11 protein-coding genes are annotated in these 12,853 nt (G+C 67.8%); 6 read left to right on the top strand and 5 right to left on the bottom strand.

Annotated features, from left to right (window positions below):
* Window positions 1-11: 11 nt before the first annotated feature.
* Entirely contained in the window at window positions 12-866 is an 855-nt protein-coding gene (locus tag ACGFNJ_RS31190) for an LLM class flavin-dependent oxidoreductase (RefSeq protein WP_393456175.1), read from the top strand.
* Window positions 867-916: 50 nt separating this feature from the next.
* On the opposite strand, the gene ACGFNJ_RS31185 is transcribed toward ACGFNJ_RS31190, so the two are convergent.
* The 3 genes from ACGFNJ_RS31185 to ACGFNJ_RS31175 form a co-directional block, all read right to left on the bottom strand.
* Window positions 917-1,459, bottom strand: a complete 543-nt coding sequence (locus ACGFNJ_RS31185) for an LppP/LprE family lipoprotein (RefSeq protein ID WP_393456172.1) — start codon at window positions 1,457-1,459, stop codon at window positions 917-919.
* Window positions 1,460-1,515: 56 nt separating this feature from the next.
* Complete coding sequence (locus ACGFNJ_RS31180) at window positions 1,516-2,208, bottom strand: HAD family hydrolase (RefSeq protein WP_393456169.1); 693 nt, start codon at window positions 2,206-2,208, stop codon at window positions 1,516-1,518.
* A gap of 73 nt (window positions 2,209-2,281) precedes the next feature.
* A complete protein-coding gene (locus ACGFNJ_RS31175) occupies window positions 2,282-3,838 on the bottom strand; it encodes a mannitol dehydrogenase family protein (RefSeq protein ID WP_393456166.1) in 1,557 nt (518 codons plus the stop codon).
* 583 nt (window positions 3,839-4,421) lie between these two features.
* On the opposite strand from ACGFNJ_RS31175, the gene ACGFNJ_RS31170 reads away from it, so the two are divergent.
* The 5 genes from ACGFNJ_RS31170 (at window position 4,422) to ACGFNJ_RS31150 (ending at window position 11,128) form a co-directional block, all read left to right on the top strand.
* The gene (locus tag ACGFNJ_RS31170; RefSeq protein ID WP_393456163.1) at window positions 4,422-5,471 is read left to right on the top strand and encodes a Gfo/Idh/MocA family oxidoreductase; all 1,050 of its coding nucleotides are present in this window, start codon (window positions 4,422-4,424) and stop codon (window positions 5,469-5,471) included.
* 128 nt (window positions 5,472-5,599) lie between these two features.
* Entirely contained in the window at window positions 5,600-6,481 is an 882-nt protein-coding gene (locus tag ACGFNJ_RS31165) for a bile acid:sodium symporter family protein (RefSeq protein ID WP_393456160.1), read from the top strand.
* A 67-nt stretch (window positions 6,482-6,548) separates the two neighbouring features.
* Window positions 6,549-8,201 carry a serine/threonine-protein kinase gene (locus ACGFNJ_RS31160; protein WP_393456157.1) on the top strand — a complete coding sequence of 551 codons (1,653 nt, stop codon included), beginning with the start codon at window positions 6,549-6,551 and terminating at the stop codon, window positions 8,199-8,201.
* A 566-nt stretch (window positions 8,202-8,767) separates the two neighbouring features.
* The gene (locus ACGFNJ_RS31155) at window positions 8,768-10,324 is read left to right on the top strand and encodes an AMP-binding protein (protein ID WP_393456154.1); all 1,557 of its coding nucleotides are present in this window, start codon (window positions 8,768-8,770) and stop codon (window positions 10,322-10,324) included.
* A gap of 9 nt (window positions 10,325-10,333) precedes the next feature.
* A complete protein-coding gene (locus ACGFNJ_RS31150; protein ID WP_393456151.1) occupies window positions 10,334-11,128 on the top strand; it encodes a M50 family metallopeptidase in 795 nt (264 codons plus the stop codon).
* Window positions 11,129-11,262: 134 nt separating this feature from the next.
* Here ACGFNJ_RS31150 and ACGFNJ_RS31145 read toward each other — a convergent pair whose 3' ends face one another.
* A complete protein-coding gene (locus ACGFNJ_RS31145; RefSeq protein ID WP_393456509.1) occupies window positions 11,263-11,739 on the bottom strand; it encodes a gluconokinase in 477 nt (158 codons plus the stop codon).
* Window positions 11,740-11,869: 130 nt separating this feature from the next.
* Window positions 11,870-12,754 (bottom strand): dihydrodipicolinate synthase family protein, encoded by an 885-nt coding sequence (locus ACGFNJ_RS31140; protein ID WP_393456148.1) that lies wholly within the window; start codon window positions 12,752-12,754, stop codon window positions 11,870-11,872.
* Window positions 12,755-12,853: the final 99 nt, after the last annotated feature.

The following is a 12,853-nucleotide window of genomic DNA, read 5'->3' as shown; positions in this document are numbered from 1 at the left end:
GAAATGGTGGGATGACCACGCTGGGTGCCGTATTCCGTCCGCAGTTCCCACCGGAGCGGTTGCGCGCCATGGCGCGGGTCGCCGATGAGGCGGGGCTCGCCGAATTGTGGCTGTGGGAGGACTGTTTCGACGCGAGCGGGATCGCCAGTGCCGCCGCGGCGTTGGCATGGACCGAGCGGGTTGGCGTCGGCATCGGCCTGCTTCCGGTGCCGCTGCGCAACGTGGCGCTCACGGCGATGGAGGCCGCGACGCTGGCGAGGCTCTTCCCAGGGCGGCTCGTGCTCGGCGTCGGGCACGGCGCGCAATCGTGGATGGGGCAGGTCGGGGCGCGGGCCGAGTCGCCGATGACGCTGCTCGAGGAATACGTGATCGCGCTGCGGGCACTGCTTGCGGGACAACAGGTCACGAGTTCCGGGCGCTACGTCCACCTCGACGACGTGGCGCTCAGCTGGCCACCGCTCGCACCGCAACCGGTGTATATCGGTGCGCGGGGCCCGCGCTCGTTGCGGCTGGCCGGGCAGCACGGCGACGGCACGCTGCTCGACGCCGTCGATTCGCCCGACGCGCTGCGCGAAGCCCGCGCGATGATCGATAAGGGACGGCAAGCAGGCGACCGTACGGAGCCGCATCGGGTGGTGGTGAGTCTCCGGGCCGCCACCGGACCCGACGCCGAGGCGCGCCTGGCCGCGGAGTCCGGCTTCGGCACGATGGCCGAGGTCGCCGGTGACGCGCAGGCGATCGCCGACGCGGTCACCCGGTTCGGCGAGGCAGGAGCCGACACCGTGATCCTCGTGCCCACCGCCGACGAGCCGGACCCGGAGGGCTTCCTTCGCTTCACTGTCGACAAGGTGCAACCGCTGATCTGACAGGCGCCGGTACCGAGTCAGGCGCGTCGGCAGTGGTGCGCCGCGTTCCGCTACTTCGGCGGAGTCCCCACCATCTCGACTTTGCTGCCATTCCAATGGAATTGAACCTGCGTCTGGGTGCCGTCCGGACACGCGTTGCAGCTGCCCGGCGTCCGGTAGGTCAAGCCGACCGTGTCGTCGGTGGTGCGATCGACATCCAACGAGGTGAACCCGTGCGCCTCCGGCGTCGCGGTCCCCAGATACGCACCCTTGTGGAACAGTAGCGCTTGATTCGGCGAGCTGCCGGTCGCGCCCTCGACGGTCACGATGACCGTCGACAACGTGGCACACGGGTCGAAGTTGCCTTCGAAGCCGCGCGAATCCGTCGACCACGGCACGTGCGTCACCGGCTCGGCGGGCAGGGCCTTGACGGCGGATTGGATGACCGGCGCCGTCAGATCGACACCGCACGCGACGGGCACGGCCGAGGTCGTCGACGCCCCGGTATGGACATGGGTCGCGCCGGACCCGTCGTCACCGCCGGATCCACACCCGGCGGTACCGACGACAACTCCGGCGAGCACAACGAACACGGGTCGAGCCAATCGCACCACGGGACATCCTCTTCAGGTCTGCCGACAGATGGGATCGAACCCAGTCAGTCTGCCACCTAGGCGGATGCCGCTGGCGACTTGGCGTTCGCCATGTCTATGTATTCGATGACCTGATGCAGGTCCGGATACAGCCGGTGCGCGAGCCGCCGCGACTCTTCCGTCGGCTGCACGAGGTCGGGAATCAGGATGCAGCGCAGGCCTGCGGCAACCGCCGCGCGCAGGCCGTTCGTCGAATCCTCCAGCGCGAGTGTCGTTTCCACGTCGCCGCCGAGCGCACCCATGGCCTTCAGGTACGGCTCGGGGTTCGGCTTGCCCTTGGACACGTCCTGCCTGGTCACCACCACGTCGAACCGATCAGCGATGCCTGCCAGCTGCAGGTGGTGGTCGGCGCGGTCGCGCGAGGACGAGGTGGCGATCGCCTTCGGCACACCGCCGGCCTCCAGCGCGTCGAGCAATTCGATCGCGCCGGGCTTGGTGGTCAGCCTGCCGCCGTCGACCAGCTGACGCAGGTGCACCTCGTGCAGGTCGAAGTACTCCTCCAGCGGGAAACCACGACCGTAGGCCGCCGCGGCGAGGGTGCGACACCGGTCGGCGGGCACGCCGATCATGGTGCGGCAGAACTCGAGCGGCATCTCGTAGCCGAGCTCGGCGCCCGCGCTGACCAGCGATTCCATCGCCAGGCTCTCCGAGTCGATCAGCAACCCGTCCATGTCGAAAACGACGGCGCGCACCGGACTTACGGCGGTCATACGGTCTCCTCCTTCGCATGCCCGAGGGGCCCTCCGTGGTTACGCAGGCTGCCTCCTCCGGGCCCTGACGCGGTCATGCGGCGTTCCCTTCCCGGTTCGACGCCAACCGGCGCCGGATCGCGGTCTCGACACCATCACGTGTCAGCTCGGCGAGGGCGTCGCCGACCTCACGCTGCACGCGTTCCCGCTGAGGCAGCGTGCCGAAAATATCTTCCCGCTGCAAGAACGCCTGCGCACAGCGGTGCGGATCGGGGTCGACCAGCGCGGTCAGCGACTCCTCGCGGGGATCGATGAGCTCCATCACCGCGCCGGGGGCGTGGCTCGCGGTGAACCACTGGATCCAGGCCGCGATCAGCATCGTCGCGCCCGGTGTCGGCCTGCCTGCCTCGATGTTGTCCCGCAGGGCGTCGACCACCCGCGGAATCATCTTGTCGGACCCATTGCGGCCGACCCGCGTCATGTCCTGTGCGATCGCAGGATTGCGGAAGCGTCGCATCAAATCGTCGACGGTCCTGCGCAATTCGGGGCCGGGCAGTGCCAGCGTCGGCCCCTGCTCGTCCAGCATGAACTGCCTCGCCAGCGCGGCGAGCCCCGGATTGGCGGTGGCGCCCGCGATGGTGCTGAAGCCTGCGACGCCGCCCAGGTAGGCGAGCAGCATGTGGGTGCCGTTGAGCAGCCGCAGCTTGGCCAGCTCGTAATCCTTGACGTTGGCGACGAATTGGGCGCCGCCGAGCTCCCACTGCGGCCGTTCGCCGTCGAAGTCCTCGATGGTCCAGGTCATGAACGGCTCGGCCGACACGGGCGCGAGGTCCTCGACGCCGCCGAGCCAGTTGCGGGCCACCGCGGCATCGGTGGGCGCGGTCGGCTGCACGATGCGGTCCACCACGCTGTTCGGGAATTGCACGTTGCGCGCGATCCACTCGGCGAGGTGATCGTCGCGCAGCAGCGCGAAATCGATGACGGCGCGACGCAGCGTGCTGCCGTTCGCACAGAGGTTGTCGCAGCTGATGACCACCGGCGGGGTGCTGCCCCGCCGCCGGACCAGCTCGAGGCCCTGGGCGAGCATGCCGATCGGGGTGATCGGACGGGTGGGGTGCTGGATGTCGTGGCGGATGCCCGGGCAGTCCACTTCCAGTCGTCCGGTGACCGGCGAGACGCAGTAGCCGCTGGCCGTGACGGTGAGCGTGACGATCTTGACCCGCGGGTCGGCGATCCGGCTCGGCACGCCGATCAGGTCCGACGGCGCGTGCACGGTCTCGGTGATCGAACCGACCACTTCGACCCGCGCCTGCCCGTCTTCGTGCAGCAGCGTGGTGTACAGGTTGTCCTGTGCGCGCAGCGCGTCGACGATCGTCGGCCGGTTCATCGCGACGGCGGCGATGCCCCAGCGCTGATCGCCGGTCTCGTTCATCGCGTGCTGGGTGGCCAGTGCCTGGTGCGCCCGGTGGAACGAGCCGCACCCGAGGTGCAGGATTCCGGTGGTCAGGCTCCGCGGGGCGAACCCTGGGCGAGCCACCGAGGCGGGCAGTCTGGTGAGCATGTCCGTGGACAGTCGCGGCACCACCTCGCCGGGCATCCGGTGCGTCATTTCGGATCTGGATTTCTTCGCCGTAATCAGCGGCACACGCATGTGCGGCCTCCGTTGGGTATGCGAGAGATCGATATAGAACGCCATATCAGCATTGACTAAGCGCTGTTTCACTACCGTAGAGCCGATCTGGCTATATTTCGACAAATACGCTCGTCAGAGGCAACTGAAGGCACGTACCTCCAGGTCACTTATCGTCTTGCAAATATTCCGTAAATCCCCACTTCAGCACGGATTAATCTCCAGCAACTTTCGGCCGATCTCGCCCACAGAATGCATTTCGGTGACTTCTGTCACGCACCACAATTCCGCTTTGTCCGTTACGAGACACCTTTAAGTTTAGTTTAAGATTTGCTGGCTAATTGCCGAATAATTCGAGGGAAATAGGCGGCAATAACGCGTCCGGCAGGCCGCGCAGGTGCCGAGAAGCGCAGCGGCAGCGATCATTCCGCGTGACCCCGGCAACACAACACGATCACATCACGAGGACCCCGCCGCCCCGCATAGTTAGCCAGCCTAAGTTTGCCTCACTGTTGCCGCCGGCGAGCTGTGCGTTCCGATTGGCATCCCGCCCACTGAGCGGCGCGCGGACCGTGCACTCGACCAGATCCGCTAGCGTCGAGGCATGGTCCTCGAGGTCGCAATTGTCGGATATGGGCTGGCCGGGTCGGTCTTCCACGCACCGCTGATCGCCGCAAACCCCCGCATGCGGGTCGCGGCGGTGGTCACCTCGTCCGCCGAGCGGGCGGCGCAGGCCGAGCGCGAACACCCCGGCGTGCGCATCGTCGCCACCGCCGACGAACTGTTCGCCGACCCCGCCGGACTCGACCTCGTTGTCATCGCGACCCCCAATCGCACGCACGCGCCACTGGCCGGACAGGCACTCGACGCGGGCCTCCCCGTGGTGGTCGACAAGCCGTTCGCGATATCGGTCACCGAAGCCGAGGAGCTGATCGACCACGCCGAGCGCACCGGGCTCGCACTGACCGTGTTCCAGAACCGCCGCTGGGACGGCGACTTCCTGACCGTGCGCGCGCTCGCCGACGCGGGCCGCCTCGGGCAGGTGCGCCGCTTCGAGTCCCGGTTCGAACGCTGGCGCCCGGTCCCGAAAGGCGGGTGGCGCGAGATGGGCGACGCGGCCGACGGCGCGGGCCTGCTGTTCGACCTCGGCAGTCACCTCATCGATCAGGCGCTCACGCTGTTCGGCCCGGTGACGTCCGTCTATTGCGAACTGGATCGGCGACGCGCGGACATCAAGACCGACGACGACGCCTTCGTCGCGCTCACCCACGCCTCCGGTGTCCGGTCCCACCTCTGGATGAGTGCCGTTGCGCCGCAACTCGGTCCGCGCTTCCGAGTGCTCGGCTCGCAGGCGGGCTACACCGTGTACGGCCTCGACCCGCAGGAGGCCGCGCTGCGCGACGGCCATCGCCCCGACGACGGAATACCCTGGGGCACCGTTGAATCCGAGCACTGGGGCACCTTCGGCGCCGAGCCCGCCGTCGAACCCGTTCCGACGATCGCCGGGGACTACCCCGCCTTCTATACGGCACTGGCCGCGGCACTGCTCGACGGCGGAAAGGTGCCGGTCGACCCGCACGACGCCCTCGAGACCCTGCGCCTGCTCGAGGCCGCGCGCCGATCGGCCGCCGACGGCACGGTCGTCGTCCGCTGAAACGACGGAAACCTTAAGACCCGATCAAACCTCGGCAACCGCACTGGCCTCGGACGCCGTCGATCGATAACGTCGACACTCGGTGTCGGCCGCGTGCGGGCCGGCCGTTCGGCTGAGAGGAGATCCGAATGGGTTCAACGATTTTCGCGGTGTTCCTGCCGCTCGCCCTGGCCCTGGTGATGTTCGGGCTCGGATTGACCTTGACCGTCGACGATTTCGCCAGGGTGCTGCGGTACCCGAAGGCGGCGGTGATCGCGCTGGCCTGCCAGATGGTGCTGCTGCCCGCGGTCTGCTTCGGGCTGATCTACCTGTTCCAGCTGACCGGGGCGCTCGCCGTCGGCATGGTGCTGCTCGCCGCCTCGCCAGGCGGGCCGTCGGCCAACCTGTTCAGCCACATCGCGGGCGGCAACGTGGCGCTGAACATCAGCCTCACCGCGATCAATTCGGTGCTCGCCGTGTTCACCATGCCGCTGCTCGTCGCGCTGGCGTTCAACCGGTTCATGGACGGCGCCGGATCGTTCGGACTGCGGCCGGACAAGTTCGCGCAGGTGTTCGCGATCGTGCTCATCCCGGTCGCGATCGGCATGTGGGTGCATCGCCGGTTCACCGGGTGGTCCGAACGGATGCGCGGCAACGTCAAGATCCTCTCGATCGTGGTGCTGGCGCTGGTGGTGCTCGCCGCGGTGGCGAAGAACTTCGAGACGCTCACCGAGAACATCGGCAAGCTCGCCTCGCTCAGCCTGCTGTTCGCGGTGATCAGCCTGGCGGTTGGCTATTTCTTGCCACGGCTGTTCGGCGTCGACGCTGATCAGGCAATCGCCTCGGCGATGGAGATCGGCATCCACAACGGTGCGATCGCCATCGCCGTCGCGGGATCGGTGCTGCACAGCGACGCGATGGCAGTGCCGGGCGCGGTCTACGGGGTGCTCATGAACATCCCCGCCGCGATCGCCGCGTATCTGCTCGCACGGTACGTCCGCCAGGATCGTCCGGTATCGGTATCCGCCTGAGACAGACACCGGGTCGAGCGGTAGGTAGCCTTTCGATGTTCGACTTTCGAAGGGAAGCAACATCGCAATGCGACCGCTCGGCGCGGACGATCCCAGTTGGATCGGCGACTATCGGCTACTCGGCCTGCTCGGTTCCGGCGGCATGGGGCGGGTGTACCTAGGACGCAACGCCGGTGGACGGACCGTCGCGGTCAAGGTGATCCGGCCCGATTTCCTCGACGACACCGAATTCCGGGCCAGGTTCCGGCGCGAAGTCTCGGCGGCGCAGCGGGTCGGCGGGCAGTTCACCGCGCCGGTGCTCGATGCCGACGTCGACGCGAATCCGCCATGGCTGGCAACGGGGTACGTGGCCGGGTTCTCGCTGGCCGAGGCGGTCGAAGAGTACGGGCCGTTCACCGAGAGCTCGCTGCTGGTGCTCGCGCACGGGCTGGCCGAGGCGTTGGTCGCCGTGCACGCTGCGGGTCTGGTGCACCGCGACCTGAAACCCTCCAACGTGTTACTCGCCCTCGACGGCCCCAAGGTGATCGACTTCGGCATCGCCCGCGCCGTCGAGGACAGCAAGCTCACCACCACCGGAAAGGTCATCGGCTCACCGGGATTCATGTGCCCCGAACAGGTGACCGGTAATCCCGTCGGCCCTGCCGCCGACATCTTCGCCCTCGGCGGCGTCCTCTGCTTCGCCGCCACCGGCCACGGCCCCTTCGGCGTCGCCGAAATGGTCTCGATGCTCTGGCGCGTGGTCTACGAGGAACCCGACCTCGAAGGAGTTCCGGCGCAACTGCGTCCGCTCGTCGCTGCCTGCCTGAACAAGGACCCCGCGGCCCGCCCCACCCCCGAACGCCTCATCGCCGACCTCACCGCCCTCGGCATTCCCGCCCGCGGCGGCTGGCTCCCCGGTCCTGCATTGGAAGAAGTCAGCAGGCGCGCCGTCGCCCTGCTCGACCTCGATTCCGGTCCCATCGATCGTCCCGCGTCCCTGACACCCGGTGCGCCCGTGCACAATCCGTCCCGGACCGCAGACACGGTCGCCCGCCCGCCGGAACCTTCGACAGTCCTCACCCCGCCGAGCATGCCGAGGCCAACGGACCCGCAGCACGACGCGACTCCGCGATCCTGGTGGCAGGGCGACCCCGATCCCGGCCAACCGCCCCCCAGACCCGTTGTGCAGCAAGCCGTTTCGCCCCAGCCAACGAGCACGCTCCCACCGACGCCACCCAAGCGCCCCCGCACCCTCTTGATCGCCGGAGCAGTCGCCGTCTGCCTCCTCGTCGCCATCTCAGCATTCATGATCACCAGGCTGATCACCGGAAACTCCGACAACTCAGACAAATCGGCAGGAACGCCTGGCGAGACGACCAGCGAGAGCGCCACCGACCTGCCAGAAGCCTTTGTCGGCGAATGGAAAGGCACCGCCAAGGACACGCTCGGCTCCTACGACATCGTGTTGATGCTCAACGCGGGACCGGTCGGACAGGAGATCGGCACATCCTCGAACACCGGCAAGGTCATCGGCCTGAAATGTGGCCGCGCAGAGACTCTTGCCGCCGCATCCGAGACGACGCTGACCCTGACCGCTCGGCTCACGGAGGACAGTTTGGGCCACGGCTGCAACGACAACGGCGCGACAACACACGTAGAGTTGCAGCCCGATGGCACGCTGTCGTATAGCACCCCCGGTGCCCTCGGCGACATGACCGGAACCCTGACCCGAACTGGCTGACAGTTCCGAAATATCTTTGTCTGCACCGTCATTCGAACAACCAAACGGGCTCTCCGAGTGGTGCGCTAGGATACGAGCCATCTGGGGTGGGAGTCAGAAGGGGGCAACCGCACGTCGAGTCGGCCAACTCGAACGTGTGCTGTACGGCCACTTCGCTGGAAGGCCGCCCTGGGCAGCACCAAGCGACTATGCAGATCGCTGTAAATCCAGGGAAGGGCACTCCATGCGCCGCTTTGTTCTCACCTGCTCGACCGGAATTCTGGCACTGTCCGTCGTCGCCATCGGTATCGGGCCTGCCGCAGCAGCAACGCCCACTGAAGCCTGCGTCTCCGGCGGTGGCGTAGCGGTGACTGTCCCCAACGGTCAGCTTGGGAGTGTGACCTACTGCTCAGGCGGAGTGCTTGACGGTGTCGTACTCAGCGTGCAGCGCTAGAAGCCACAGCATCGTCGAGAAAATCTGCGGCAAACACCCGCTGACGTCGAAGACCTGAACGTCCGATACCGGGCTGACCTGATACATCAACCACCTGACGGTGGCTTTTCCAGCCACATGGCAGACTGCGATCATGGACGATGCTTCGGGTGGCATGTCGGCGCCGACCATTACGTGCGCGGGCCGGGTAAGGACGCATCCTGAGGCGCATCAGCGGGCGGGGCGGCTGTCGGCGGCCCTGTTCGCGGCCGGGGTGGGGCGTGGGCATCGGGTGGCGGTGATGCTGCGCAACGACATCGAATTTCTCGAGGTGTCGCTGGCGATCGCGGCATGCGGAGCGAATCCGGTGCCGATCAATACGCGCTGGCGGGCGCCGGAGGTGGCGCATGTGCTCGCCGACAGCGGCGCCAGGCTGGTCATCGCGCACACCGAGTTCATCGACACCGTCGAGCTGGCCGCGGCCGAGCGCGAGATCGCGATCCTCGAGGTCGCGATGCCCGCGGAGACACTGGCGGAGGCGAAGCTCGACGCAGGCTTGGCGGTGCCGACCGGACGGCACCCCACGCTCGAGCAGTGGATCGAGACGCAGACCGAACCGCTGGGATACGTCGAGGGCGCGATCTCCGATTCGATGGGGTTGATCTACACCTCGGGCACCACCGGACGGCCAAGAGGCGTGCTGCGTGAACGCATTACGCCGCACCAGCTGCTATCGATCGCGGGCGGCACGGCGCGGCGGATGGGGCTCACGCCCGGCGGCCAGACGGTGCTGGCCGGGCCGCTGTATCACGCGAGCCCGAACGCGGTGGCCGTGCTCGCCCTGCGGGTCGGCACCAACATCACGATCATGCCGCGCTGGGACGCCGAACGATTCCTGCAGCACGTGCACGAGCGCAGGATCACCCAGGCGAAGGTGGTGCCGACCATGCTGTCGCGGCTGCTCTCGCTACCCGAGGAGGTGCGCGGGCGCTATGACGTGTCCAGCCTGACGCACCTCATCCACTCGTCCGCGCCGTGTCCGCCCGCGGTGAAGCGCGCTGCTATCGACTGGTTCGGCGACGCGCTCGTCGAGTTCTACGGCTGCACCGAAGCGGGCACCATCACCTGGATCACCGCCTCGGAGTGGCTGGCCCATCCTGGCAGCGTCGGACGTCCGGTGGACGGTTCGGCGGCGGTGATCGTCGACGACGCGGGCACGCCGCTCCCGGCAGGCGAGACCGGCAATGTCTTCGTGCGCGGCGCCGACTACTGGCCGAAGTTCCACTACCTCAACGGCGCGGCCGAGCAGGACAGCGCGGTACCGGGATTCATCAGCGTCGGCGATCGCGGCTACCTCGACGCCGACGGGTTCCTCTACCTCACCGGACGATCCAGCGAGATCATCATCTCCGGCGGCGTGAACATCTATCCCGCCGAGGTCGAGAACGCGATCATGACCTTGGACGGCGTCGAGGACGTCGCGGTGTTCGGCGTCCCGCATTCCGGCGATCTCGGCGAAGCCGTTGCCGCCCAGGTGGTTCCGCGTCCCGGCGCCACGCTCACCGAGGACGGCATCCGCGCGGGCCTCGCCGGGCAGCTCGCGTCCTACAAGGTGCCGCGCCTGCTGCGCATCGTCACCGAGCTCCCGCGTGACGATTCCGGGAAGATCTACAAGCGTCAGCTCCGAGCGGAGATGTCCGACGCCGGTTAAGGTGCGGCGGTGGACAGAGCCGAATGGGTCGAGCGTGGCACCTCCATCGCCGATCGCCTGACGACAACGCAAGCGCAGCCACCGTGGTGGCTGGTGGCCGGGGCCGCGGTGGTGGCGCTCGTGCTGGTCGGATACACGCCGCTGTGGCGGTTCACCCGCAATATCGTCACCATCGCGCACGAGGGCGGGCACGCGCTGGTCGCGCTGCTCACCGGGCGCAAGCTCAACAGCATCCGATTGCATTCGGACACTTCGGGTCTCACCGTGTCGAGCGGAAAACCGTACGGCCTCGGGATGATCCTCACCACGATGGCGGGCTATCCGGGGCCGCCGCTGCTCGGCCTCGGCTTCGCGGCGCTGCTCGGCGCAGGCCGGATCACGCTGATGCTGTGGACCGCGATTGCGCTGCTGCTGGCCGTGCTGATCATGACGCGCAACGTGTACGGCATGCTGACCGTGTTCGCGGTCGGCGCCACCGTGTTCGCGGTGTCCTGGTTCGGCACCGACACGCTGCAAGCGGGTTTCGCGTATCTCGGCGCCTGGTTCCTGCTGCTCGCGGGCGCCCGCCCGGTGATCGAATTGCAGCGCGGCCGGTCCAGGCAGCTGCGCAGCCGCCACCAGCAGGACGTCGCCTCCGACGCCGATCAGCTCGCGCGGCTCACGCACCTGCCCGGCCTGCTGTGGGTCGGGGTGTTCGGCGTGATCGCGGTCGGGTCGCTGCTCGTCGGCGCAGGTCTGCTGATTTCCGACATCTCCGAGCTGTGCCTGCCGAACGTGTCGGCGACCTGTTCGACGGGCCGCTAGAACAGCCCACCCAGCTGCGCTGACCCCGGGGTGGTTTCGTGCCGAGGGGGCACTGGTGGCGGGGCCTTCTCAGGCGATGCCTACACCAGTTCCCCATGACCAACCGACCAACTCCAGAATCGGTGCATGGGACTTCAGTCCGCTCGCACAGCCGCTGCGGCCGCGCGGACGAGCTCCTCGGGCGGGCGGGTCGCGTCGACGGTGGTTCCGCGTTCGTCCTCGGACAGCGGTTCCAGTGCGGCCAGCTGTGAATCGAGCAGGCTCGCCGGCATGAAATGCCCTCGGCGATCGGCCAATCGGTGCGCCAGCTCGGCGCGGGAGGCGGCCATGTGCACGAAGAACGCGGTGGGCGCGGCGATCCGGAGCCGGTCACGGTAGGCGTGCTTGAGTGCCGAGCACGTGACGACACCGCCGCGGTCGGCCCGGTCCCCCAGCCAGGCCGCCACCGTGTCGAGCCACGGTGCCCGGTCGGCGTCGTCCAGCGGAATGCCTGCCGCCATTTTCGCGACGTTCGCCGGTGGATGGAAGTCGTCACCCTCGGCGTATTCGACGCCGAGCGCCGCGGCGAGCAGCGTGCCGACCGTCGACTTGCCTGATCCCGAGACCCCCATCACGACCACGAGCGGTGGGGCAGGCTGCGGCACGTCGGCACCTCTGTTCCAGATCTGGCCGACTGACGGCATTGGCAGGTCGGATCGAGGGTATCGCGGATCGGCCCGCCGCCCGCCGCCGACTACGCGCTCACTGCTGGATCGCGGCGAGGAGCTCCGCGATCTCGCGGCGCATGGTCCCGCACACCGGCTGCAACGGCGGACGCGGGTCCCCCGCCTCGATACCGCGACTGCGCAGGCCCGCCTTGACGGTCCTGGGCAGCCCGCCGCCGACCAACACGGTCAGCAACGGCTCGAGTCGCTCGAAAAGTGCTGTCGCCGCGTCTGTTTCACCCGACTCCAGCAGTTCCCACAGGCCGACGATCTGCGCGGGCACCAGACATGGTGCGGCCGTGCACCATCCGACGGCGCCCGCCTCGAAAGCCAGCAGCGGGAGTCGATTACTGCCGTTGAAGCAGGCGACGCTCTCCCCGCCCAACGCCGAGATCCGGCGCAGCCGTGCGATATCGCCGCTGGATTCCTTGATCATCGTGATGTTGTCCACGTCGGCGGCGAGGTCGACCAGGAATTCCGGTGTCATGTCTATCCCGGACTTTCCCGGATTGTTGTAGGCCATGATCGGTAAGCCGATCGACGCCGCGACCACATCGAAATGGGTACGCACTTCTCGTTCGGTCAACCGCCAGTACGCGACCGGCAACAGCATGACCGCCGTGGCGCCGAGCCGTTCGGCGAACCGCGCCTTGGCGATCGCCGCCCCGGTGGTCAATGCGGAGATCCCGACCACCGTCGGCACCCGGCCGTCGACCTGCTCCAGACAGATCGACGCCACCGCCTCCCACTCCCGCTCATCCAGATACGCACTCTCCCCGGCACTTCCGAGCGGCGCGAGCGCATCGACACCGGCATCGATCAGTCGATCCACCAGTGCGCGCAGCACGCCTTCCGCGACCTCGCCCGCCGCATCCATGGGCGTCACCGGATACGCCACTATTCCGGAAATGGGTGTGCTCATCGACACTCTCCGTTCGTCGAGGCCGATCATCTCCCGCGCACCCACCTCGCTCCCATAACCACTGCGCGGACAGTGGCCCTGTGCGGTATCCCTCACTCC

It is taken from the genome of Nocardia sp. NPDC049149, assembly GCF_043197455.1.
Lineage (GTDB): Bacteria > Actinomycetota > Actinomycetes > Mycobacteriales > Mycobacteriaceae > Nocardia.
This window is presented reverse-complemented; position numbering and strand designations above follow the sequence as displayed.